Source organism: Paludibacterium sp. B53371, from assembly GCF_018802765.1.
Taxonomy (GTDB): Bacteria; Pseudomonadota; Gammaproteobacteria; order Burkholderiales; family Chromobacteriaceae; genus Paludibacterium.
This window is the reverse complement of record NZ_CP069163.1, coordinates 2,535,607-2,560,052: the sequence shown is the minus strand read 5'-3', so window position 1 is coordinate 2,560,052 and position 24,446 is coordinate 2,535,607. Positions and strand designations below refer to the sequence as shown.

The window sequence follows — 24,446 nt, the reverse complement described above, 5'->3', positions numbered from 1 at the left end:
TGGCACCTGCCGGGCTGTTGATTGGCTGTTACAGCGTTTCAGCGTGCCACGCGGCCTTGCAGGGCTTCCGCCGAGGCCTGGGCCAGCTGGCTGTAGCTGGTGCCGAATTCGAACACCATGCGGTGCAGGCGGGTGACATCGCGCTCGATGATGATTTTCAGCAGGTCTTCCAGGAAGCGGTAAGTGCGTGCGATCTGAGTCTGACCGGCGCGCAGGATGGCAAACAGGCAGCGCTGGGTCAGCGGGAACAGGTCGTCCAGTGCATCCGTCAGATAGCGATTGTCGGCGTACTGATACATGGCGCGCAGGAAGTCCATGCCATGTTGATAGAAGCCCTGCAGGTCGCCCTTGCGCTGGCACTGATCCATCTGCGTCATCAGCTCGAAGAAGCCCGCCAGATCGTCGTTTTTCCAGTTTTGCGCCAGGTTGCAGACGACGCGGTCGAACAGCAACAGCCACAGCTCGAAGAAATCCTTCACGTCGCGTGCGGTGATGCTGGCCACGACGGCGCCACGGCGCGGGTAGATTTCCACCAGATGTCGCCGCTGCAAAATCAGCAGCGCTTCACGTACCGAACCCCGGCTGACTTCCAGCTCGGCGGCGATGCGTAATTCCTGAATGCGTTCACTGGGTTTCATTTCCCCCAGGATGATGCGTTGTTCCAGATACTGTGCAATTTGTTCGGTCAGGGAATCATTGGCCTTGAATGACATGTGCGGCTCCTGCATGAGCGGGTACGTCCTGTGATGCGAAATATTTATAGTATATGAAATAAAATTATATTGTTTGGCTGTCAAACAATGGGCATTGATTCTACTCGCATCAAACCCCATTTGGGGCATTATTTGGCAGCAGGAGGTTAAAAGCGGCGGCTTTGTCCTGAAGATGCCGCCAGTTGACGCGGGCGGCGGGGAGACATGTCCGGAAGGGGCGGGGAAAAGAAAAACGGGGCCGTCGCCCCGTGATTCAATCGGTGCGGCGTGTCGCCACCAGATAATTGACATCCGTGCCGTCGCCGAGCGAATAGACCTTGCTCAGCGGGTTGTAGTGCATGCCGGTCAGCGATACCAGACTCAGCCCGGCCGGTCGCAACATGCGCGACAGTTCCGAGGGCTTGAGGAAGCGCTGATAGTCGTGGGTGCCGCGCGGTAACATGCCCAGCAGGTACTCGGCGCCGATGATGGCCTGCAGGTAGGCCTTGGCATTGCGGTTCAGGGTCGAGAAGAATACCCAGCCTCCCGGCTTGACCAGCTGGCCACAACTGGCGATGACACTGGCCGGATCCGGGACATGCTCGAGCATTTCCATGCAGGTGACCACGTCGTAACTGCCGGCTTCGGCTGCGGCGAGTTCCTCGACCGGCACACAGCGGTAGTCGACGGCCACACCCGATTCCAGGCTATGCAGCTGGGCCACCTTGAGCGACTTCTTTGCCAGGTCGATACCGGTGACGCTGGCACCGCGACTGGCCATGCTCTCGGCCAGAATGCCGCCGCCACACCCCACATCCAGTACCTTCTTGCCGGGCAGCGAGGCATGCTGGTCGATAAAACCCAGACGCAGGGGATTGATCTCGTGCAGCGGTTTGAATTCGCTTTCCTGATCCCACCATTTGTGTGCCAGCTCGCTGAATTTGGCCAGCTCGCTCTGATCGACGTTGATGCTCATCGGGCACTCACAATCCGGTGACGCCAGTCTTCGGCACGCGCCTTGAGTGCCGATTCATCCAGCGTTTGCAACTGACGCTCGTTCATCAGGTTCTGGCCCTTGACCCAGACATGGCTGACCTGCTCGCGACCGGCGGCATAGACGACGTGCGAGATCGGGTCAAAGGTCGGGGCGGTTTCCAGCGCCGACAGATCGATGGCAATCATGTCGGCCTGCTTGCCGGTCTTCAGGCTGCCGGTGCGATCCTCGATGCCCAGTGCCCGGGCACCGTGCAGCGTGGCCATGCGCAGTGCGGTGGCGGCGGGCACGGCAGTCGGGTCGAGCGAGCCGACCTTGGCCAGCAGGGCGGCCAGACGGGTTTCGGCCAGCATATCCAGTTTGTTGTTCGAGGCGGCGCCATCGGTACCGATGCCGACATTGACCCCGGCGGCCAGCAGTTGCGGAATCGGGGCAATGCCCGAGGCCAGCTTCATGTTGGAGGAGGGGTTGTGCGCAATGGAAAGCCCGTGGCTGGCAGCCAGTTCGATTTCTTCCGGCGACAGATGCACCATATGGGCGGCGATCAGCCGTGGCGACAGCATGCCCAAAGCCTTCAGGCGTGCCAGCGGGCGCTGATGATGTTCCTTGATGCCGTTTTCCACTTCGCCGGCGGTTTCGTGGATGTGGCAGTGAATCAGCATGTCTTCCTGTTCGGCGATGGTGACCACCTTGCGGAAGGTTTCGTCGCCCACGGTGTAGGGGGCATGCGGTGCCAGCGTGAAGGTCACCAGCTCTTCGCCGAGGAATTCGCGCCGCTCTGCCAGGCTCTTGCTGATATAGTCATCGGCATTGACGGCGTAGTTGGTCGGAAATTCCAGAATCGAACAGCCGACGAAGGTACGCATGCCGGCAGCCAGCCCGGCGCGGGCCATGGCGCCGTGGAAGAAGTACATGTCATTGATGGTGGTGGTGCCGCTGCGGATCATTTCCGCCATCGCCAGCATGGCGCCGTCAAAGACGAAGTCATCGCGCACATGCTTGCCTTCGGCCGGCCAGATGTGGCCGGTGAGCCAGTCCATCAGGGCCAGGTCGTCGGCCATGCCGCGCAGCAGCGTCATGGCAGAGTGGCCGTGCAGGTTGATCAGGCCCGGCATCAGGACATGGCTGTCCAGCTTGACGTGGCGGTCGGCGGGCAGCGATGCCGCCTGGGCGGCCGGCAGAATCGCCTCGATGACGCCGTTGCGGATAGCCAGCGCATGGTTTTCCAGTACTTCGCCGTCATTTTCTACGGTGATCATCCAGCGTGCGGTCACCACCAAGTCATAGCGCGTGTCAGCCATGTTATCGATCCTGAATGAGAAATGGATCGATTGTAGGCACTCGCCAATCGCAAAGCAATCAGCATGGCCAGCGGAGCCGGATGCAGGGGGGGTGGAAAACGGAATCGATGGCAAAAGAGAAAAAAACATAACATCTGAGTGTGGGAATCCCTAGAAATAATGATGTACGTGTATACTTTACCGAATAGATGATCGACCTTAATTCAACCATCCAGGCTATTCCTGAGGATTTGGACGGACTGAGATCGCATGACGATGTCGAACGCTAAAACCGGCCTTGCCGCCGTACTGTCGTTGCGCACTGTATTTCTGATTGCAGTCCTGCTTGGGGTGCTGATCCCTGCCACGCTGATTGGGGCACTGACGCTCAATCTGCAAAGGGAGACGGTGACCAGTGATCTGTCTTCCGATCAGAAGCGAGTGCTGGACATTCTGGCGCTGGGGATGCAGGAACCGCTGTGGAACCTGAGCCGGCAATCCGGCGCACCGCTGATCGAGTCCGTGATGGACGATCAGCGCGTGGTGTCGATCCGCGTAACGGATACGCAGTCCAATACCGTCTTCCTTTCCGCCCTGCGCAGCGAGCGCCGTATCGGCTCGGTGTCCATTCTGCAAAAACCGGTGATCTACCGTGGGGAAGAAATCGGTCAGGTCACCATTGAATTCGATACCGAGCATCTGGCCAACCGGCTGAAAAGCGATTTGCAGCGCATGGTGATGACCCTGCTGGCGCAGATCGTGCTCTCCATGCTGCTGATCATGGCCATCCTGCATTCGCGCTTCCTGCGTCCGATCCGTCAGTTGACCGATCAGGCCACACAGCTGGCGGAACTCAAGCTGGATGGCCGGTTCCATTGGGAGCGGGGTGACGAGATCGGGCGCCTGGGCCGCCATCTCGAGTGGACACGCTCTGAGCTCAAGCGGTTGTTTGACGAGTTGCGCGCCAAGACCATGGCCCTGGAGGCAGACATTGCCCGTCGGCGCGAGATGGAGGATGCGCTGCGGCGTTCGGAAAACAAATATCGCGAGCTGTTCTGGTCCAATCTGGACGGCATCGTCATCAGCTCGCTCGATGGCCAGGTGATTGACGCCAATCCGGCCTTTCTCAATCTGATGTGCTATAACCTCGACCAGCTCAAGCTGCAGAATTTCTGGTCGCTGGTGTCGACCGAGAGCGAAGCACTGGAGCATTTCAATCTCGACAACAAGGTGCTGCGTTTCGGCTATTGCGACGAATTCGAGGCGACCTATCTCAACCGCTTCGGCAATCCGGTCCCGGTCAGCGTCAAGACGGTCGCCATGCGCGACCCGATGGGCCGCATCAATGCCGTCTGGCGCATGGTGCGTGACATCTCCGAACGGCGCAGTGCGGAAGAGCGTATGCAACTGGCAGCCAAGGTGTTCGAGAACACCACCGAAGGCATCATGATCACCGATGCCGATCTGCGCATCCGCATCGTCAACCGGGCCTTCAGCGATATTACCGGCTACAGCCAGCAGGAAGTGCTGGGGCAGAAACCGAGCATTCTGTCCTCCGGTCGTCATGACGAAGGCTTCTATGTCCAGATGTGGCAGCAGTTGACCGCGCAGGGCTTCTGGCAGGGCGAGGTATGGAACCGGCGCAAGAATGGCGAGATCTATCCGGAGTGGCTGGCGATCAATGTGGTCAAGAGCGCCCTGGGCGAGGTCACCCACTACGTGGCCATCTTCAGCGATCAGTCGGAACGGCGTGCCGCCGATGAGCGCATCCAGTTCCTGGCGCATTTCGATGTGCTGACCAGTCTGCCCAACCGGGCGCAGATGCAGGATCGTACCGAGCTGGCCATCACGGCGGCCGCACGCGACAACCTGCACCTGGCCCTGCTGCTGCTCGATCTGGATCGGTTCAAGACCATCAACGAATCCCTGGGGCATTCGGCGGGCGATACCCTGTTGCAGGTGGCTGCCGATCGCATCAAGTCGGTGCTGGCGCCCGGTCAGATGGTGGCGCGCCAGGGGGGCGACGAGTTCATCATCCTGCTGCCCGCCATCCAGGATCCGGGCGAGGCCGCCATGCTGGCCGAACGCATTATCCATGCCTTTGCCCCGGCCGTGGATCTGCAAAACCATTCGATCAGCATTACTCCGTCTATCGGCATCAGCGTGTATCCGGAGGACGGGCGCGATTTCGACATGCTGGTGCGCAATGCCGATGCGGCGATGTATCACGCCAAGTCTTTCGGTCGCAACAGCTTCAAGTTCTATACTGCCGACCTCAATGCCCGTGCCCACGAGATCCTGGCGATTGAAAGCCAGTTGCGTTTTGCCCTCGACCGCAACGAGTTTGTGCTGCACTACCAGCCCCAGGTGGACATGCGCACCGGACGCATTGTCGGCGCCGAAGCGCTGATCCGCTGGAACCATCCGGCACTGGGCTTGCTGGGTCCCAACCGCTTTATTGATGTGGCCGAGGAGCGTGGCTTCATCGTTCAGCTCGGCAACTGGGTCATCCGCGAGGCCTGCCGCCAGCTGGCTGCCTGGAATGCAGGCGGGTTGCCCGAAATTTCGCTGGCGATCAACCTGTCGGCGCTACAGTTCCGCCAGGCCGATCTGGTGCCGACGCTGGAGCGAGCCATGTCGGCCAACGGCCTGCCGGGCCGGGTGCTGGATATCGAGGTGACCGAGAGCGTGGTGATGGAGGATGTCGAAGCCACCGTGCAGACCATCGATGCCATCAAGCGCATGGGCATGCAGCTGTCGATCGATGATTTCGGCACCGGCTATTCCAGTCTGTCCTATCTGAAACGCTTCAAGGCCGACAAGCTGAAAATCGACCGCTCTTTCGTGCAGGACATTCCGCACGACAGCGACGACAGCGAGATTGCCAAGGCGGTGATCAATATTGCCCAGACCCTGAACATGAAGGTGGTGGCCGAGGGGGTGGAAACCATCGAGCAGTGGCACTTCCTGCTCGGCGAGGGCTGTGATCTGGTTCAGGGCTATCTGCTGGCCCGGCCACTGCCTGCGACCGAGTTTGCCCAATTGCTGAGTCTCGGGACCTTGTTGCCGGCCGAGAGCGCCTGAGCCCCTTGCCGGCTTACAGGCACTCGATGCGGTTTCTGCCCAGATCCTTGGCGCGATACAAGGCTTCGTCGGTGCGGGCCAGCACCTGATCCGGCGAGGTATCTTCTGCCCGCATTTCAGTTATCCCCAGACTGATGCTGAAGTGAATTTGCTGCTCCCCCTGCTGCAGGGGATGCTGTGTCACCCAGTGACGCAGCTGCTCCCCCAGCTCCCGCGCGCCTGCCAGATCGGTATTCGGCATCAGGATGGCAAACTCCTCTCCCCCCAGTCGCCCCAGCAGGTCGGTTGCACGCAGCCGCTGCTGGCAGACCTGGCTGAAATATTGCAGGACGGCGTCGCCGCCACTATGGCCCCAGCGGTCATTGATCCGCTTGAAGTGATCGAAATCCAGCATCAGGCAGCAACTGTGGACGCCATAGCGCCGTACCCGTGCCAGCTCATGCTGCATGCGTTCCAGGAAAGGACGACGATTGGCGACGCCGGTCAGCGGGTCGGTATTGGCCAGACGCTTCAGTTCGGCCTCAATACGCAGGGTTTCGGTCACATTGTTGATATGGGAGACAAAGTAGAGAGGCTGTCCCTGGCTGTCGCGGATCAGTGAGGTGGCAATCCGGCAGAACAGCACCGAGCCATCCTTGTGCAGATAACGCTTCTCGATTTCGGCATGCGGCAGGTTGCTGGCCAGGGCCTTGCGGATCAGGGCCATGGAGCGGGTCCGGTCTTGCGGATGGGTGATGCTGTTGATGTGCCGGCCTTCCAGCTCGTGTTGCTGATAGCCGAGCAACTGACTGCCAAACGGATTGATGCGCAGGATCATGCCGTTGATGTCGACCATGGTCATGCCGACTGTGGCCTGCTCGAATGCCAGTCGGAAACGCTCCTCACTGGCCCATAATTGCTGCTCCGCGGCCTTGCGCTCGGTAATGTCGGTGGCGATCAGGCCGGTGGCATACATCTGGCCCAGCGCATTGTGAATCGGGAACTTGACCGACAGGAAGTGGCGCGGCTGCCCTTCGACCAGGGCAATCTCCTCCACCGTCAGCGCGGCGTTCTGCTGCTGGACGCGCAGGTCATTGTTGCGAAATTGCGTGGCAATCTCTGGAGGAAACAACTCGCTGTCGGTGTGTCCGTAATAGCGCTCCGCCGGCTGGTGAAACAGACGGATGTATTGCTGGTTGACATACAGGTAGCGTCCGTCGAGGTCCTTGACGCTGATGACGTTGTCAGAGTGGTCCGTGATGGCCCGAAACAGCGAGCTGTGCTCTGCCAGAAGCTTTGCGGCATCGATCGGGTCTGAGGGCTTCGTCATACTGGCCGTCCTGACCGGGTGGCGGTGATTTAGCCAGTATAGGAAACTTTTCCATCGTCCCGTTTAACAAGTCCTCTCCCCGGTGATCGTCCCAAGGGCTGACATCCGGCCCTCAGAGGGTTTCCAGGCGCTGCCGGATATCGGTCAGCGTGTCTTCCAGCCGGCCGATCAGCGCTTCGGTCAGTTCAGACTGATCCGGCGCCTGGGCTTTCGCTGCCTGCTCCACATGCTGGCTCAGCGCCAGCAAGTCACGCGCCACGATGCTGCCAGCCATGCCTTTCAGCCCATGCGCCAGACCGGCCAGCGCATGGCTGTCCTGGCGGCCCAGTGCCTGACGCAGTTGCTGTGGCAGGCCGGCATTGCTGTTGAGAAAAACCGTCAGTAGTTGCCGGATGAAAGCCGGATTGCGGGCATAGCGGGTTTCCAGTTCTGCCCACTGTATGCGGTAGTCTCCCGGCGGGGGTGTTTCCGCGCGAAGGGGGGGGGCGGTTGCGCCGGACGGCGCCAGGCTGTCCGGACGGCAGTGACGCATGATGCAATCTACCAGCTGCTCCAGATCAATCGGCTTGGCCACATGATCGACCATCCCCACCGCCAGGCATTTGGCCCGGTCTTCGCTCATGGCATGTGCCGTCTGACCGATGATCGGCAGTGCCGGAGCGATGGTGCTCAGTTGACGGGTGGCCTCATACCCGTCCATCACCGGCATCTGAATGTCCATCAGAACCAGGTGGTAATGCCGGGGTGGTGCCTGGCGGATGCGCTCGACCGCTTCCTGGCCATTGGCCACCAGGTCGATGCAGGCCCCCTCGGCGAGCAGCATTTCCTCCAGCACCATCTGATTGACCCGACTGTCTTCCGCTACCAGAATGCGCAGCCCCGCCAGTCGCTGTGCGGCAGCGAGGGGGGGCTGCCTGCCTTGCGTGTCAGGCAGCTCGGCGGCCAGATAAGGCAGCCGCACTTCAAACAGGCTGCCCTTACCCTGCTGGCTCTCGACACGGATCTCGCCGCTCATCAGCTCAATCAGGCGCCGGGTGATGGCCAGCCCCAGCCCGGTGCCGCCATATTGGCGTGTGGTGGAGCTGTTGGCCTGCTGGAAGGCGTCGAACATGCTTTCAACCTGCTCTGCCGCGATGCCGATCCCGGTGTCTCTGACCCGGAAAACCAGCCAGGGTGCTTCCAGTGCCACGAGCAGCGTCACGCTGCCGTGTTCGGTGAACTTGATGGCATTGGCCAGCAGGTTCATCAGGATCTGTTTCAGACGGAGTGGATCCAGTGCGCAGGCATGAGGCAAGGAGGGGGCTTTGTGCAGGGCCAGTTGCAGTTGCTTGTCCTGGGCCGGTTGCTGCATCAGGACGAACAGATCATCCAGCAGACGGTGCAGATCCACCGGCACACTTTCGATGGCCATTTTGCCGGCCTCGATCTTGGAGAAGTCCAGAATGTCATTGATGACACCGGAGAGCAGATGGCCGGAGTCGAGAATACGACCGAAGATGGCCCTGGCCCGCTCTTCATGTGTGTCGCGGTGGCCGATCTGCGCCATGCCGAGAATCCCGTTCAAGGGGGTACGGATTTCATGGCTCATGTTGGCGAGGAATTCGCTCTTGGCCTCGGTGAGCTGCTCGGCTTGCTGACGTGCCTTGACCAGTTCGTTTGTGCGTACGGCGACTTCGGCTTCCAGCTGGGTTTTGTGGCTCTCCAGTTCTCGCTGTGCCTGCATTTGCGGTGTGATGTCGCTGAGGATGCCCAGTAAATGAGGCTGCCCGCCGATGTCGATTTGTCGCGCCGTCAGGCGAACCTCCAGCACGGTGCCATTCTTGTGGCGCAGCCTGGTCAGCCTGTCTTGAACCAGGCCAGTCCGGGCCAGTTGCTGCAGAACTTCGCTGCGACTTTCCGGCTGGGCCCACAGGCCGATCTGGAGCCCGCTGTGACCGATGAGTTCAGCTCGTTCGTATCCCAGCATTTTCAGCATGGCTTCATTGGCATCGACAAACAGGTTATCGCTCAGCCGGGTGAGACAAATACCCTCCGGACAGGCATGGAAGATGCTGGAAAAGCGGGCTTCGCTGGCAAACAGTGTCGTGCGGACCCGTTGGCGTTCAGCCAGGGCATTGCTGACCCTGGCCAGCAGTTCTTCCAGCGGGAAGGGCTTGCTGATGAAGCCATGGATGCCCAGTCGCAGCAGCTGAATACCATACTGGCGATCGCTGCGGTTGGTCAGCGCGATGATGGGTACATCCGCCAGCTCATGGTGCTTCTTCAGCTCGCGGATCAGTGTCTCGCCGGGGATGTCCTGAATGGCGGCGTCACCGAGAATCAGATCCGGTTGCTGTGCCAGCGCCTGTTCCAGTCCTTCGGCACCGGAGAGGGCGCTCACCACCCGGTAATGCTGGCCGAGCGCTTCGGCAATATAGCGATTCATGTCGCTGTGCGGCTCGATCAGCAAGATGCGTGGTGCAAGCTGCGGTGTCTCACTGCCGTCCGGCAGGGGCAAGTGGTGGGCCTGGCGTTCATCCTGTGCCTGGCGTGACAGGATCGGATCCAGCGCCTCCGGCTTGTCTGTCATGCTGCTGCCGGGGGGCGCGAGACATGGCAGTGTCAGCCGGAACAGGTTGCCTCCCGCCGTGACCGGCAGACAGACCACATTGCCATGATGCAGCATGGCGAACTCCCGCACGATGGAGAGGCCGAGTCCCATGCCTGATTGTCTTTTGCGCCCGGGCAGGGCGACAGGGCGCAGGTGGTCGAAGATGTCCTCGCGCATCTCGGGTGGCAGCGTCGGGCCGCTGTCGCGGATATCCAGCCGCAGGTGCTCGCCCTGTCGGCTCAGTTCAATGTCGACGTGGCCCCCCGCTGGGGTGTGCTGCAGGCAATGTGTCAGCAGGTTGAGCACCATGCGCTGCACTTTGGCCTCATCGGCCTCCAGCAACAGGGTTTCCGGGGTTTGTATCTGGTAGGCAATCTTTTGTTGGCGGGCCTCGGCATCAAACTGGGCGCAGAGTATGCGCAGGCTGGCGGCGACATCAAAGCGGCCATAATGCAGCCCCATGCGCCGGGCCGCCAGCCGTGACAGATCCATCAGGTCATTGACCAGCCGATAAAGGTAGCGTCCATTGCGTGCCACCATTTCCAGCCGGCGTTTGTTGCTGTCACTGAGGTCGGATTGCGTCAGCAACAGCTCGATGGGGCCCAGCACCAGGGTCAGCGGGGTGCGCAGCTCATGACTGATGCGCGTCAGGAAGCGGCTTTTCAGCTCGTCCAGCTCCAGGGTTTTCTGGTAGAGCTGGTTGAGCGCCTCATACCCCTGCGGCCACTCTGGCGAGGGGGAAGGCGAAAGCGGGCTGTCTGGCTGAGCGTACCGGGGGATCAGGCTCAATAGCAGCCAGGAGAGATGTCCGTGCTCATCGGGAATGGCCTGCAGACGAGGCTCGCAGGCGACAGGCTGTGCCGTCTGCTCGTCCAGCACGAGCCGCCACGGCTGAGCCGCCCCCTGTGCGTCAGGCGAGTCCTGTTGCCATTGTGCCAGCAGCTGGGCCAGCTCGCGGCGGTCGGTCTCCGGGGTATGCCTTTTCGCCAGCGTGAGGATGGATTGTCCGGATAATTGTGCTTGGGTGAGACCCAATGCCCGGCAGCAGGCGTTGGTCGCCGCCAGGATGGTGCCATCGGCCTGCAAGGCCAGACAAAGGCCGGGCATCGCCTCGAACAGGGCACGCCAGTCGGGTGCGGGACTTGCCATGAGCGACCGATCCTGGAAAATGAACCAGATTGAATATTAGGTCGTATTACCCTTTTGTCATTATGGCTTAGCATAAAAAAACCCGGCCAGAGCCGGGTTTTGTGCTGGGCAGGGCGGGAATCAGGCAAAGGCCAGTGCGCCGGTCAGGTCGCCAGGACCCTGGGTGCCTTGCGCCGCAAAGGCTTCGTCGCGCATCTTGATGCCTTCCAGCTTGGGCAGGTCAAACACGCGGGTGATCAGGCGCAGGATCGAGGTCGTGTCGTAGAAGGTGTGGTCGACATGTCCCTTGCGGGCAAACGGCGAAATGACGATGGCCGGAATGCGCGAGCCCGGGCCGAAGCGGTCGCCCTTGGGCGGGGCCACGTGATCCCACCAGCCACCGTTTTCGTCATAGGTCACCACGACCACCATGTTCTTCCATTGCGGGCTCTTGCGCAGGTAGGCCAGGACGTTGGCCACGTGACGGTCGCCCGACTCGACATCCGAGTAGCCGGCGTGCAGGTTCAGGTTGCCTTGCGGCTTGTAGAAGCTCACTGCAGGCAGCTTGCCGGCTTCGATATCTGCCAGGAAGTGGTTGGACACCGGGCTGTCGCCCAGGCCGGCATCGCGCAGGTGCTTGGCGCGTGCCGCGGTGCCCGGGGCATAGCGTTCGAAGTAGTTGAACGGCTGGTGGTGGTACTGGAAGTTCGGCTGGTCCGGACCGCCTTTGCCATCCAGCGCCGCTTGCCAGGCACCGCTGTACCAGGCCCAGCTGACACCCTTGGCCGACAGCAGGTCGCCGATGGTGTCATGCTTCTGCGGTGGCAGGGTATTGGGGTTGTTCGGATCGGCCAGTGCCGGATCGCCACCGCTGGCCGGCGGGATGTAGCTCGGCTGGTAGGGTGGGGCCATGGTGTTGATGGCATAGCCATCCGGCGAAATGGCACCATTATTGACGAATTTCGGCACGCCACCGAGCGCCGAGGCCGGGCTGTCGGCCGCCAATTTGAGGCGGGTGCCGGTCGGACCGTCTTCCAGCACGGCAATCTTGCCCTTGGCCGGGCTGTTGGCAGCGTTCGGGTAGAACGGGGCTCGGGCACAGGCCAGGAACTGGTGGTTCAGGAAGGAGCCGCCAAAGGCCGCCATGAAGAAGTTGTCGCACAGGGTGTATTCCTGGGCGATTTTCCACTGGTTGAGGTTCTTGGCAGTTTCGCTGTAATAACCCATCACCAGGCCGCCGGAATCTGCCCAGGCCGCAAAGCCGTCATTCTTGCCGCCGTTGATCTGCATCTGGTTCTGGTAGAACAGGTGCCAAAGGTCACGGGTGATGACCGCCTCGGGCAATAGTTTGCCTTCGGCATCCTTGAGCGGGAACGGGGCATTGGGCAAACCGGTGATCTTGTCTTCACCGATCATGTAGTACTTGCCGGCAACAGTCTGGCCCTTTTGCACCAGTCCGCCCCAGATTTTTGGCAAGGTGGCCAGGGTGGTGCGGCCATCCCGGTCCTTCTGCTGGTAGGCTTCGGCCGGAACTGCCGACAGCGGGTAGCGTACGCCGGGGAAATTACCGAACAGATTGTTGAAGCTGCGGTTTTCCAGATAGATCACCACGATGTTCTTGACGTGACTCTTCAGCTTTTTATCCAGTGCCCCACCGGTCAGAACCATGGGTGCCGCGTGGCTGGCGGCGGCTTCGGCCCCTTGTGACCACACGGTCGGCATGACGGTGGCGACACTCAATGCCGCGGCCGTCTCGAACAGTTTGCGACGTGATGGGTCTGCGGGCTGATTGTCGGTCTGGATTTGATCTTCTGGCTTCGATGTCATATGCATGGACTCCGGATTTGCCTGGGTTGGCGATGGGTAGATTATGTCACTTAAGTAGAAGTGACCTCTACGAATGGTCAGTGTTATTTATCCGGAATAGTGTAATTTGCTTTGATTACAGCAATATGCAAGTGTCCATGCCTGTGGTATTTCAGCCAATGCTAAACAAGCCTGCTTCTCAGTCCTGGATCTTGCCGCGCAGTGCCTTGATCTCGCCGCGGCGACTTTTACCTTCCAGCCGGCGCTTTCTGGCGCCTAGCGTCGGGCGTGTGGCATGGCGGGTCTTGGGGGTGGTGGCAACGGACTCGATCAGTTCGATCAGGCGCTGGCGCGCTTCCAGCTTGTTCTGCTCCAGGCTGCGTGATTGCTGGGCCTTGATGATGATGGTGCCGTCACGGCTGATGCGCTGGTCTGACAGGGCCAGCAACCGTTCTTTCAGGATGGCGGGCAACTGGGCGGCGTGGATGTCGTAGCGCAGGTGGACGGCATTCGAGACTTTATTGACGTTCTGGCCGCCCGCGCCCTGGGCACGGATGGCGCTGTACTGCAGGTCGTTGTCGTCGAGGGTAAAGCGGATCATGGTGGGTTCCGGCATTGGCTGACCGCATGATAGCACTGTCGGGTGAGCGCTGGTTTTATGCGTTTTTTATCTGCTCTTCCCTAAGATGGGCAGGTCGCTGCAACAGTGCGGCATGACAGGATCGGAGAGGACCATGGGTCTTTACATGCATTTATTGAATCAGACCAAGCCGCGGGAGGTGTCCCGTTCACAGGCCGATGCGCTGATTGCGCCATGGGCGCGTCGGCAGCGCATGTTGCTCGGGCGCTATCTGGCCCTGACCCGACCACGTCGTGGTCGCCTGATGAGCTGGTGGCGTCGACGATCCGGTTGTGCGGCGGCTGGTGCGCAGAGACCGGCCAAATGAGCGATAGCCTTCCTGGCTGTCTGCAGATAAAGCCCCCATCGGGGGCTTTGGCATTTGGGACAGACATGTCGTGTTCAGAGAGGCATTGATGGGGAGGCGCCATTGTCCAGCGAGAAGGCCCAGCGCTGGGTGCGGCGCGTATGGGGGCGCGGTCGGCTCAGGAGGGTTTTCTCCAGCCGGTACAGCCCGATCCCGCTGCGCGTGTCCTGCGGATGTTCGCTGCATGGCCGGTAGCCCTGGCCAAGAAACCATTGCAGTGCCCTGATATTGTCGGCGGTGATGTCAACGGTCAGGTGCGGTCGTTGCAGAATGTGTGCCGCTTGCTCGGCGGCTTGCAGCAGGCCGGAGGCGACGCCACTGCGCTGCCAGGAGGGGTGGACCGTCAGGTTGAAGATGCGGCTGCGACGGCTGTCGCGGCGAAACAGGAGCAGGATATAGCCGCGGATCTTGCCATGGAATTCATCGACCAGCGTCAGGGCATGACCCTGGGTCAGCAGATGACGCAACTGGTTGCGGGCCAGGCGTTGATGGGGCTGGCGGGTCCATTCCAGCGCCAGCAGCGGGGCGATGTCAGCCGGCAGGGCCGGCCGGATGCAGGCTTGTTCGGTGATGTTGGCGGGCAGATTGGCGTCGGCGATCACGATCTTGCGCTCCCTTGGGTGTCAGTGATGTCAAGGTAGCCGAGCACATATCAAAAAGGTGTAAAAAGCCTAGCGGACATGAAAAAACCCGCGCAAGCGAACTTGCGCGGGTCGTGACAGTACTTGCCTTGCGGTACGGCTTATTCCGGACGCAGGTGCGGGAACAGAACCACGTCGCGGATCGAGGCCGAGTCGGTCAGCAGCATGACCAGACGGTCGATACCGATACCGCAGCCACCGGTCGGGGAGAGGCCATACTCCAGCGCACGCACGTAGTCGGCGTCGTAGTGCATGGCTTCGTCGTCGCCGGCATCCAGCTGCTTGACCTGCTCCATGAAGCGGGCTGCCTGGTCTTCCGGGTCATTCAACTCGGAGTAACCGTTGGCCAGTTCGCGACCGGTGCAGAACAGCTCGAAGCGTTCGGTGATGCCTTCGAACTTGTCGGAGGCTCGTGCCAGCGGGGAGACCTCGACCGGATAGTCGATGATGAAGGTCGGGTTCCACAGCTGGCCTTCCGCACATTCTTCGAACAGGGTCAGTTGCAGGCTGCCCAGACCTTGCGCACCCGGCAACTTGCCGCCCAGGCGCTTGATCTCGGCCGCTACCCATTCCGGATCATTCAGCTGGGCATCGGTGTATTGCGGGTTGTACTTCTTGATCGCCTGTACCGTGGTCAGACGCTCGAAGGTCGACAGGTCGACGGTCTTGCCCTGATACGGAATCTGCAGCGTGCCGTACAACTTCATGGCGCAGTCCTGGATGATCTTCTCGGTCATTTCCATCATGCGATGGTAATCCGAGTAGGCCTCGTAGAACTCCATCATGGTGAACTCGGGGTTGTGACGGGTACTGATCCCCTCGTTACGGAAGTTGCGGTTGATTTCGAACACGCGTTCGAAGCCACCGACGACCAGACGCTTCAGATACAGTTCCGGCGAAATGCGCAGGAACATCGGCATGTCGAGCGCGTTGTGGTGCGTCTTGAACGGCTTGGCCAGTGCGCCACCCGGGATCGGGTGCAGCATCGGGGTTTCCACTTCGAGGTAGCGTTCGCCAATCATGATCGAGCGGATGTTTTGCACGATCTGCGAGCGCTTGAAGAACACGTCGCGCGACTCCTGGTTCATCACCAGGTCAACATAGCGTTGACGGTACTTCTGCTCCTGGTCGGTCAGGCCGTGGAACTTGTCCGGCAGCGGACGGATGGCCTTCGACAGCAGGCGCACCTCGCTGGCACGCACCGTCAGCTCACCGGTCTTGGTGATGAACAGCGAACCCTTTACCCCGAGGATGTCACCGATGTCCCAACGCTTGAAATCTTCGTAGGACTCGGCCGGCACGTCGTCGCTGGCGACGAAGATCTGGATCGTGCCGGTGAAGTCCTGCAGCGTGGCGAACGAAGCCTTGCCCATGACACGTTTGAGCATCATGCGACCAACGACGGCGACCTCGATCTTTTCGGCTTCCAGCGCATCACCCGGTTTACCAGCGTGTTTCTCCTGCAGATCTTTGGCAAACGCATTGCGTTTGAAATCGTTCGGATAGGCGACGCCTTTTTCGCGGATTGCTTTCAGCTTCAGGCGGCGCTCCGCCATGATTTGGTTTTCGTCCTGAATCGCAGATGTTTGTTCGTGTTCAGACATAAAAGCTCCATTAGCTACTTGATGAGGAAGCCGCAATCGATGCACCAGGGGGTAGATGTGCGTCGGGAGGTGGGCTTCCCTTGCTGCCAGCCGGGGACCATCCCCGGCTTTTTAAACGCCTTGCTTCAGGCTGGCCTGGATGAAGTCATCCAGATCGCCATCCATCACGGCTTTGATGTTGCCAACCTCGTGACCGGTGCGCAGGTCTTTGATGCGCGACTGGTCGAAGACGTAGGAACGAATTTGATGTCCCCAGCCTACGTCGGTCTTGGTGTCCTCCAGCGCCTGCTTGGCGGCATTGCGCTTTTTTAGCTCAAGCTCATACAGCTTGGCACGCAGCATCTGCATGGCTTCGTCGCGGTTGCGATGCTGCGATCTATCGTTCTGACACTGTACCACAATGCCAGTGGGGTTGTGGGTAATGCGCACAGCCGAATCGGTTTTGTTGATGTGCTGACCGCCCGCACCGGATGCGCGGTAGGTATCCACCCGGAGATCCGCCGGATTGATCTCGATCTCGATCGAGTCGTCGACTTCCGGATAGACGAAGACTGAGGAGAAGGAGGTGTGGCGACGGGCGTTCGAATCAAAGGGGGACACCCGTACCAGGCGATGTACGCCGACTTCGGTGCGCAGCAGGCCGTAGGCATACTCGCCCTCGATCTTCAGGGTGGCGCTGGTGATCCCGGCGACTTCGCCTTCGGATTCTTCCAGCACATCGACCTTGAAGCCCTTGCGTTCGGCAAAGCGGGTATACATGCGCAGCAGCATGCCGGCCCAGTCCTGGGCCTCGGTGCCGCCGGCGCCGGCCTGAATGTCGAGGAAGCAGGGGCGCGGGTCCATCGGGTCGCTGAACATGCGGCGGAATTCCAGCTCGGCCAGACGGCTCTCGATGCCCTCCAGGTCAGCCTGGACCGCCAGGATGGTGTCGTCGTCGCCTTCTTCGCGTGCCATGTCGAACAGGTCGCGGCTGTCGCTCACGCCGGCGTCGAGGGTTTCCAGCGTCAGAACCACGTCTTCGAGCTGCTTGCGCTCACGGCCCAGGTCCTGGGCCTTTTTCGGGTCGTTCCAGATATCCGGATCTTCGGTCAGGCGTACGACTTCTTCCAGCCGGTCTTTTTTGCCAGCGTAGTCAAAGATACCCCCGGATATCAATCAACCGGGTAGCCAGATCTTCCATCTTGGCCGCGATCTGGTTCAGAACTTCTGCTTCGATCATGCTCAACCACTCCAAATAAATATCCAGAAACTCTAATGATAGGGCATCAAATGCAAAGCGCACCCCGGGGGTGCGCCTTGATCGACTGCCGGTCAGGCCGGCGGACGGTGCGGATCAGCCAAGCAGCGGCAGGATGGCTGCGCGCTCTTCTTCCAGTTCGGTCTGGGTGATGGTCATCCGTTCGCGGCTGAATTCGTCGATTTCAAGACCTTGCACGATCTTGTAGTCGCCATTTTCGCATACAACAGGGAAGCCGTACATCAGGCCTTCCGGAATGCCGTAGGAACCATCGGACGGGATGCCCATGGTGACCCATTCGCCGTTGGTGCCGAGCCACCAGTCACGGATGTGATCGATGGCGGCATTGGCGGCCGAGGCGGCGGAAGACAGGCCGCGTGCCTCGATGATGGCTGCGCCGCGCTTGCCGACGGTCGGCAGGAAGACGTCACGGTTCCACTCGTGGTCGTTGATCAGTGCCTTGACGCTCTGGCCATCGATGGTGGCAAAGCGGTAGTCGGCGTACATGGTCGGCGAGTGGTTGCCCCACACTGCCAGCTTGCGGATCGACGACACCGGCTTGCCGGTCTTGCCTGCCAGTTGCGACAGGGCACGGTTGTGGTCAAGACGCAACATGGCGGTGAATTGGCGCGGATTCAGATCCGGTGCGCTCTTCATGGCGATGTAGGCGTTGGTGTTGGCCGGGTTGCCGACGACCAGCACCTTGACGTTGCGGTCTGCGTGATCGTTCAGCGCCTTGCCCTGCACGGTGAAGATGGCGCCGTTGGCTTCCAGCAGGTCCTTGCGTTCCATGCCTTTCGAGCGCGGGCGGGCACCGACCAGGATGGCCACTTGCGCATCCTTGAAGGCGACGTTCGGGTCGTCGGTGGCGACCATGCCGGCCAGCAGCGGGAAGGCACAGTCTTCCAGCTCCATCATCACGCCCTTGACGGCGGTCTGGGCTTGCGGGAGGTCGAGCAGTTGCAGGATGACCGGTTGGTCCTTGCCGAGCATTTCGCCGCTGGCGATGCGGAACAGCAGGCTGTAACCAATCTGGCCGGCGGCGCCGGTGACGGCTACGCGTACGGGGGCTTTCATATGACTGACTCTCCTTTGTGTGTCCGTTTTTGGTGCTGCATTTCGTCAGATGCCTGAGTGTAGCACGCAGAATTGGCCATGTGTTCGGAAATGTCCTATTGTTGCAAATGTCTTGGCCTGAAACTTATGTCTTATATAAGACTTCTCTTTACGCTTGATTTGTTTGGTGATAAAAAGACGGGGATGATGAGAAACACGCTGCGGCGCCTGCCGCTTTATGCACAAATCAAGTCGGTTTTGATCCGGCGCATCGGCGAAGGCGAATGGCAGGCCAACCAGGCACTGCCCAGCGAGTGGGAACTCGCCGCGCAGCTGGATGTGAGTCAGGGGACCGTTCGCAAGGCGCTGGGTGAACTGGTGGCACAGGGCATCCTGTATCGCCGCCAGGGGCGCGGTACCTTTGTCGCCGATGTTGCCAGCGATTGGGGCGAGGGCTGTCTGGTCACGCCGGGTCTGCTGGACGAGAAGCCGGATGAGCTGGGGCTGGAACTGCTGGGCTGTTCGCGCGGCAATGCACCGGAAGAGGTGGCGCGTCTGCTGGGGTTGCGGCGCGGTGCCCCGGTGATCCGGGTGCGGCAACTGTGGCGCCTGCGTGGTCTGGCCGTGGCACTGGACGATGTCTATCTGCCGGCCGAGCCGTTTGACGGCCTGGATGCGCGCTGGATCCGTCAGTGCGGTGGCGGTGTGTATGTGGCCCTGCAGCGTCGTTTCGGCGTGCGTCCGCGGGTAACTGCCGCTCAGCTGCGCGCCGTGATGCTTGGCCGCGAAGACGCGGCCCTGCTGGGGGTGGAGCCTGAGCAGCCGGTGTTGTCCATGCTGCGTGTGTCGGCCTCGATGGAGGGTGAGCCGCTGGAGTGGCGGCAGCGAATCTGTCTGACCAGCGCTTTGGCTTATACCACAGGGCGGGGTGTGTAATCCGGGCGTCAAGCGTCCGCATTTGCTAGAATTCATCGGTCATATTGCCGACGGCTGTCGGCGATGGACCTGAAGTGGAGTCTCAGCCGACCGTTGCACAAGAGTTGGCGGACTCGGGCGGCCCCCGGCTACGGGGCCTGTCGAAACAATTGCTCAACAAAGTGGAAAACCAAATGCAGAAGCAAAGACCCAAGCATCTGGATGTGGGCAAGATCAGGCTGCCGGTTCCCGGCATCGTCTCGATCCTGCATCGGGTCAGCGGCGCGGCGCTGTTCCTGTTCTTGCCGGTCCTGATCTACCTCCTCCAGGGCTCGCTGAGCTCGGCTGAATCGTTCGATTCCTTCCGTTCCCTGATTGCCTTCCCTCTGGTCAAGCTGGTGCTGATCGGCCTGTTGTGGGCCTTCCTGCATCATGCCATCGCCGGCATCCGTTTCCTGTTTCTGGATATCCATAAGGGTGTCGAACTGGCTACGGCGCGCGCAACCGCCAAGACCGTGCTGGTTGTCAGCCTGGCCCTGACTGTGATTCTGGGGGTGGCAGTATGGTAAATCGCATTGTTGTCGGTGCCCGCTACGGGCTGCGCGACTGGCTGATGCAGCGCATTACCGCGGTGGTGATGCTGGCTTACACGCTGGCGCTGGTGCTGTTCCTGCTGGTGATGCCGTCCGGCTTCGAGGGCTGGAAATCGCTGTTCACGCATGGCTGGGTGCGTCTGCTGACCCAGGTGACCCTGCTGGCACTGGCATTGCATGCCTGGGTGGGCGTGCGTGATATCTGGATGGACTACGTCAAACCGGTCGGCCTGCGCCTGACGCTGCATGCGCTGACCATTCTTTGGCTCGTGTCCTGTTTCATCTATTCCGTCAAGGTAGTCTGGGGGCTGTAATGGGCGTACCCGTTCGTCGATTTGATGCAGTGATTGTTGGCGGCGGTGGCGCCGGTTTGCGTGCCGCGCTGCAACTGTCCGAGGCAGGTCTCAAGACTGCCGTTCTCTCCAAGGTCTTCCCGACCCGTTCGCACACTGTGGCGGCACAGGGCGGGATTTCCGCTTCGCTGGGCAATGTTCAGGAAGACCACTGGCAATGGCATATGTACGACACCGTCAAGGGGTCGGACTGGCTGGGCGACCAGGATGCCATCGAATTCATGTGCCGTACCGCGCCGGATGCGGTGGTCGAGCTGGAACACTTCGGCATGCCGTTCGACCGGCTGGAAAACGGCAAGATCTACCAGCGGCCGTTTGGCGGCCACACCCAGCACAACGGCAAGACCCCGGTGCAGCGCGCCTGTGCGGCCGCCGACCGTACCGGTCATGCCATGCTGCATACGCTGTATCAGCGCAATGTGCGTGCCAATACCCAGTTCTTCGTCGAGTGGATGGCGCTGGACCTGATCCGTGATGCCGAGGGCGATGTGGTTGGTGTCACGGCGCTGGAAATGGAAACCGGCGAGATCTTCATCCTGCACGCCAAGGCGGTGCTGTTCGCCACCGGCGGTGCCGGTCGTATCTATGCCGCGTCCACCAATGCCTTCATCAACACCGGTGATGGCCTGGGTATGTGCGTGCGTGCCGGCCTGCCGCTGGAAGACATGGAATTCTGGCAATTCCACCCGACCGGCGTCGCCGGTGCCGGCGTGCTGATCACCGAAGGGGTGCGCGGCGAGGGCGGCATTCTGCTCAACGCCAATGGCGAACGCTTCATGGAACGCTACGCGCCGAACCTGAAGGACCTGGCACCGCGTGACTTCGTGTCGCGCTCGATGGAGCTGGAAGTGCTGGAAGGCCGTGGTTGCGGTCCGCACAAGGATCACGTGCTGCTCAAGCTCGATCACCTCGGTCCGGACATCATCAACCAGCGTCTGCCGGGCATCCGCGAGATTGCCATCAAGTTCGCCGGCGTCGATCCGATCAAGGAGCCGATCCCGGTCATCCCGACCTGCCATTACATGATGGGTGGCATTCCGACCAACTATCGCGGTGAAGTGGTGGCGCCCAAGGGCGACAATCCGGAAGCGCGCGTCAACGGTTTCTATGCCGCCGGTGAGTGTGCCTGTGCCTCGGTACACGGTGCCAACCGTCTGGGAACCAACTCGCTGCTTGACCTGGTGGTGTTCGGCAAGTCGGCGGGCGACAGCATGATCAAGTACATCCGCGAAGAAATGCCGACCTGGAAGGATCTGCCGGCTGATGCCGCCGATCTGTCGCTGGCACGCGTGGCGCGTCTGGACAGTCAGACCGGGGGCGAGGAAGTGGCCGAAGTGCGTACCGCCATGCAGCGTACCGTCCAGTCGCGCGCCGGTGTGTTCCGCAATGACGCCAACCTCAAGCTGGGCGTGGATGAAATCGCCCAGGTGGCGGATCGTGCCCGTGTCCTGCAGATCAAGGACAAGTCCAAGGTCTTCAACACCGCGCGCGTTGAGGCGCTGGAACTGGAGAACCTGGTCGAAGTGGCCGTGGCCACGCTGGTGTCTGCCGAGGCGCGCAAGGAGTCGCGTGGTGCCCATGCCCATGACGACTACCCGCACCGCGACGATGAAAACTGGATGAAGCACTCGCTGTACTTCGGTTCCGACCGCAGCCTGAGCTACAAGCCGGTCCATACCAAGCCGCTGTCGGTGGATTACATTCCGCCGAAAGAACGGACGTTCTGACCCGGAGCCCAGACATGAAGAAAATGCGTTTCTCGATCTACCGCTACAACCCGGAGACCGATGCCAAGCCTTACATGCAGGACTACGAGGTGGAAATCGGTCCGAAGGACATCAAGCTGCTTGACGTGCTGGTCAAGATGAAGGCCATGGACGACACCCTGTCGTTCCGCCGTTCCTGCCGCGAAGGCATCTGCGGTTCGGACGGCATGAACATCAACGGCAAGAACGGCCTGGCTTGTCTGACCGACGTGGCCAGCCTGTCCGAGCCGGTGACGCTGCGTCCGCTGCCCGGCCTGCCGGTCATTCGCGACCTGATCGTCGACATGGCCCAGTTCTTCAAGCAATACCATTCCATCAAGCCCTATGTGGTGAACAACACGCCGGCACCGGAACGCGAACGTCTGCAGTCGCCGGAAGACCGCAAGGAGCTCGATGGCCTGTACGAGTGCATCCTGTGCGCCTGCTGTTCCACGTCCTGCCCGTCGTTCTGGTGGAATCCGGACAAGTTTGTCGGCCCGGCCGGCCTGCTGGCGGCTTACCGCTTCATCGCCGACACCCGTGACGAGATGACCAGCGAGCGTCTGGACAATCTGGAAGACCCGTACCGGCTGTTCCGTTGCCATACCATCATGAATTGCGTCGATGTCTGTCCGAAGCATCTGAACCCGACCAAGGCGATCGGCAAGATCAAGGACCTGATGGTGAAGCGCGCGGTATGAACCAGATCGATGCCACCGAAAAGAAACGGATTCGCTGGCGCTCGCGCCGGGGACTGCTCGAACTCGACATCGTGCTCGAGCGGTTTCTCGCCCGCGGGTTTGACGATCTGACGCAGGCGCAGCTGGCGGACTATCGCCGCCTGCTGGAGCTGGACGACAACGATTTTCTGGATGTCGTGAACGGCAAGGCCGATCTGGACGATGCCGCGCTGATGGCCATCGTGCATCAGCTGCGCGCTGTCTGACCGCGTAGGGGAAGGCCGTCCCTGCGGGGCGGTCGAAGGGCTGCAAACAAAATCATCATAACAACTGGGAGTAATAGCTGTGGAAACCAACCGCAAAGTGACGCTCACGTACAGTGAAGGCAAAGACAATCTGGAGCTGCCGGTTCTGGCCGGTTCGCTGGGGCCGGATGTCGTCGACATCCGCAATTTTGCCAAGACCGGCATGTTTACCTTTGACCCGGGCTTCCTGGCGACGGCCAGCTGCGAATCCAAAATCACCTTCATTGACGGCGATCTGGGCCAGCTGTACTACCGTGGTTACCCGATCGAACAACTGGCCGAGCACTCCGACTACCTGGAGTGCTGCTATCTGCTGATGAACGGCGAACTGCCGACCGCCGAGCAGCGCGCCGAATTCAACAACACCATCATGCACCACACCATGGTGCACGAGCAGCTGTCCAGCTTCTTCAAGGGTTTCCGTCGCGACTCGCACCCGATGGCCATGATGGTCGGTGTGGTCGGTGCCCTGTCGGCGTTCTACCAGGACAGCCTGGACATCTCCAATCCCGAACACCGCAAGGTGGCCAAGTTCCGTCTGATCTCCAAGATCCCGACGATCGCTGCCATGTGCTTCCGCTATTCGATCGGTGCGCCGTTCATGTACCCGCGCAACAACCTGTCGTACAGCGCCAACTTCCTGCACATGATGTTCGCCACCCCGTGCGAGCCGTATGAGCCGAACCCGGTGCTGGTGCAGGCGCTGGATCGCATCCTGATCCTGCATGCCGACCACGAGCAGAACGCCTCGACCTCGACCGTGCGTCTCGCCGGTTCGAGCGGTGCCAACCCGTTTGCGTGTATCGCCGCCGGTATCGCCTGCCTGTGGGGCCCGGCGCACGGTGGTGCCAACGAGGCGGTGCTGAAGATGCTCGACGAGATCGGTACCGAAGACAACATCGAAGAATTCATCCAGGGCGTGAAGGACAAGCGTTACCGCCTGATGGGCTTCGGTCACCGCGTGTACAAGAACATGGACCCGCGCGCCAGCATCATGCGCGAAACCTGCCATGACGTCCTGAACGAGCTGGGCCTGCATGACGATCCGAAGTTCAAGCTGGCGATGAAGCTGGAACAGATCGCGCTGAACGACCCGTACTTCGTCGAGCGCAAGCTGTACCCGAACGTCGACTTCTACTCCGGCATTGTGCTGGCTGCGCTGAATATTCCGGTATCGATGTTCACCGTGATCTTCGCCCTGGCCCGTACCGTGGGCTGGATCAGCCACTGGGACGAAATGCTGTCCGATCCGCAACAGAAGATTGGTCGTCCTCGCCAGCTGTATACCGGTGCACCGCGCCGCGACTACGTGCCGGTCGACAAGCGCTAAACGCAGGCAGGGAGCCGGTGTCGTTACCGGCTCCTTTTGTCGCAGAGAGCCTTACGGTCATGGCGTGCGTCTGACGCCCGCCATACCCCTAAAGCTTTTACCACGCTGCACTCAAGAC

At 60.8% G+C, this 24,446-nt stretch carries 20 protein-coding genes; 9 read left to right on the top strand and 11 right to left on the bottom strand.

Translation table 11 applies throughout. The annotated features are described in order from the left end of the window. Positions 1-38: 38 nt before the first annotated feature. The 3 genes from JNO51_RS12205 to JNO51_RS12195 all read right to left on the bottom strand — a co-directional run bounded on the left by JNO51_RS12205 (position 39) and on the right by JNO51_RS12195 (position 2,987). Entirely contained in the window at positions 39-713 is a 675-nt protein-coding gene (locus tag JNO51_RS12205; RefSeq protein ID WP_215777589.1) for a GntR family transcriptional regulator, read from the bottom strand. A 253-nt stretch (positions 714-966) separates the two neighbouring features. Then, positions 967-1,668 (bottom strand): bifunctional 2-polyprenyl-6-hydroxyphenol methylase/3-demethylubiquinol 3-O-methyltransferase UbiG, encoded by a 702-nt coding sequence (gene ubiG, locus JNO51_RS12200; RefSeq protein WP_215777587.1) that lies wholly within the window; start codon positions 1,666-1,668, stop codon positions 967-969. After that, positions 1,665-2,987, bottom strand: coding sequence for a TRZ/ATZ family hydrolase (locus JNO51_RS12195; protein ID WP_215777586.1), 1,323 nt, complete (start codon positions 2,985-2,987; stop codon positions 1,665-1,667). The genes ubiG and JNO51_RS12195 overlap by 4 nt, the downstream gene beginning before the upstream one ends. 249 nt (positions 2,988-3,236) lie before the next feature. Between JNO51_RS12195 and JNO51_RS12190 the strand changes: the two genes are divergently transcribed. Next, a complete protein-coding gene (locus JNO51_RS12190; RefSeq protein WP_215777585.1) occupies positions 3,237-6,050 on the top strand; it encodes an EAL domain-containing protein in 2,814 nt (937 codons plus the stop codon). 13 nt (positions 6,051-6,063) lie between these two features. Here JNO51_RS12190 and JNO51_RS12185 read toward each other — a convergent pair whose 3' ends face one another. The 4 genes from JNO51_RS12185 to arfB all read right to left on the bottom strand — a co-directional run bounded on the left by JNO51_RS12185 (position 6,064) and on the right by arfB (position 13,484). After that, positions 6,064-7,359, bottom strand: a complete 1,296-nt coding sequence (locus JNO51_RS12185; RefSeq protein ID WP_215777584.1) for a GGDEF domain-containing protein — start codon at positions 7,357-7,359, stop codon at positions 6,064-6,066. Between the two features lie 112 nt (positions 7,360-7,471). Continuing rightward, on the bottom strand, positions 7,472-11,098 hold the full coding sequence (locus JNO51_RS12180) for an ATP-binding protein (RefSeq protein ID WP_215777583.1): 3,627 nt from the start codon (positions 11,096-11,098) through the stop codon (positions 7,472-7,474). A gap of 120 nt (positions 11,099-11,218) precedes the next feature. Then, positions 11,219-12,904 (bottom strand): acid phosphatase, encoded by a 1,686-nt coding sequence (locus JNO51_RS12175; RefSeq protein WP_215777581.1) that lies wholly within the window; start codon positions 12,902-12,904, stop codon positions 11,219-11,221. A gap of 178 nt (positions 12,905-13,082) precedes the next feature. Beyond that, positions 13,083-13,484, bottom strand: coding sequence for an alternative ribosome rescue aminoacyl-tRNA hydrolase ArfB (gene arfB / locus JNO51_RS12170; protein ID WP_252346080.1), 402 nt, complete (start codon positions 13,482-13,484; stop codon positions 13,083-13,085). A 133-nt stretch (positions 13,485-13,617) separates the two neighbouring features. On the opposite strand from arfB, the gene JNO51_RS12165 reads away from it, so the two are divergent. Next, entirely contained in the window at positions 13,618-13,830 is a 213-nt protein-coding gene (locus JNO51_RS12165; RefSeq protein WP_215777576.1) for a hypothetical protein, read from the top strand. Between the two features lie 74 nt (positions 13,831-13,904). On the opposite strand, the gene JNO51_RS12160 is transcribed toward JNO51_RS12165, so the two are convergent. From JNO51_RS12160 to JNO51_RS12145, 4 genes are all read right to left on the bottom strand, one after another. Next, the gene (locus JNO51_RS12160; RefSeq protein ID WP_215777574.1) at positions 13,905-14,471 is read right to left on the bottom strand and encodes an N-acetyltransferase; all 567 of its coding nucleotides are present in this window, start codon (positions 14,469-14,471) and stop codon (positions 13,905-13,907) included. Positions 14,472-14,611: 140 nt separating this feature from the next. Continuing rightward, a complete protein-coding gene (lysS, locus tag JNO51_RS12155; RefSeq protein ID WP_215777572.1) occupies positions 14,612-16,114 on the bottom strand; it encodes a lysine--tRNA ligase in 1,503 nt (500 codons plus the stop codon). A gap of 111 nt (positions 16,115-16,225) precedes the next feature. Then, positions 16,226-17,330 (bottom strand): peptide chain release factor 2 gene (gene prfB / locus JNO51_RS12150; RefSeq protein ID WP_215782722.1). Its coding sequence is split into 2 segments (ribosomal slippage): positions 16,226-17,248 and positions 17,250-17,330, totalling 1,104 coding nucleotides; the frame shifts between segments, so codons are not numbered across the junction. A 117-nt stretch (positions 17,331-17,447) separates the two neighbouring features. Continuing rightward, positions 17,448-18,428, bottom strand: a complete 981-nt coding sequence (locus tag JNO51_RS12145; RefSeq protein WP_215777570.1) for a malate dehydrogenase — start codon at positions 18,426-18,428, stop codon at positions 17,448-17,450. Positions 18,429-18,611: 183 nt separating this feature from the next. Here JNO51_RS12145 and JNO51_RS12140 point away from each other — a divergent pair, with 183 nt between their 5' ends. The 7 genes from JNO51_RS12140 (at position 18,612) to gltA (ending at position 24,328) form a co-directional block, all read left to right on the top strand. Beyond that, complete coding sequence (locus tag JNO51_RS12140) at positions 18,612-19,343, top strand: GntR family transcriptional regulator (protein ID WP_215777568.1); 732 nt, start codon at positions 18,612-18,614, stop codon at positions 19,341-19,343. 173 nt (positions 19,344-19,516) lie between these two features. Then, positions 19,517-19,891, top strand: a complete 375-nt coding sequence (sdhC, locus tag JNO51_RS12135; protein ID WP_215777565.1) for a succinate dehydrogenase, cytochrome b556 subunit — start codon at positions 19,517-19,519, stop codon at positions 19,889-19,891. Further along, positions 19,885-20,229, top strand: coding sequence for a succinate dehydrogenase, hydrophobic membrane anchor protein (gene sdhD / locus JNO51_RS12130; RefSeq protein WP_215777563.1), 345 nt, complete (start codon positions 19,885-19,887; stop codon positions 20,227-20,229). Before sdhC ends, sdhD begins: the two co-directional genes overlap by 7 nt. Beyond that, complete coding sequence (sdhA, locus tag JNO51_RS12125) at positions 20,229-21,995, top strand: succinate dehydrogenase flavoprotein subunit (protein WP_215777560.1); 1,767 nt, start codon at positions 20,229-20,231, stop codon at positions 21,993-21,995. The genes sdhD and sdhA overlap by 1 nt, the downstream gene beginning before the upstream one ends. Before the next feature lie 14 nt (positions 21,996-22,009). Further along, positions 22,010-22,714 (top strand): succinate dehydrogenase iron-sulfur subunit, encoded by a 705-nt coding sequence (locus JNO51_RS12120; protein ID WP_215777557.1) that lies wholly within the window; start codon positions 22,010-22,012, stop codon positions 22,712-22,714. Then, positions 22,711-22,959, top strand: coding sequence for a succinate dehydrogenase assembly factor 2 (locus tag JNO51_RS12115; RefSeq protein ID WP_215777555.1), 249 nt, complete (start codon positions 22,711-22,713; stop codon positions 22,957-22,959). The genes JNO51_RS12120 and JNO51_RS12115 overlap by 4 nt, the downstream gene beginning before the upstream one ends. Positions 22,960-23,038: 79 nt before the next feature. Continuing rightward, positions 23,039-24,328, top strand: a complete 1,290-nt coding sequence (gene gltA, locus JNO51_RS12110) for a citrate synthase (RefSeq protein WP_215777553.1) — start codon at positions 23,039-23,041, stop codon at positions 24,326-24,328. Positions 24,329-24,446 lie beyond the last annotated feature (118 nt).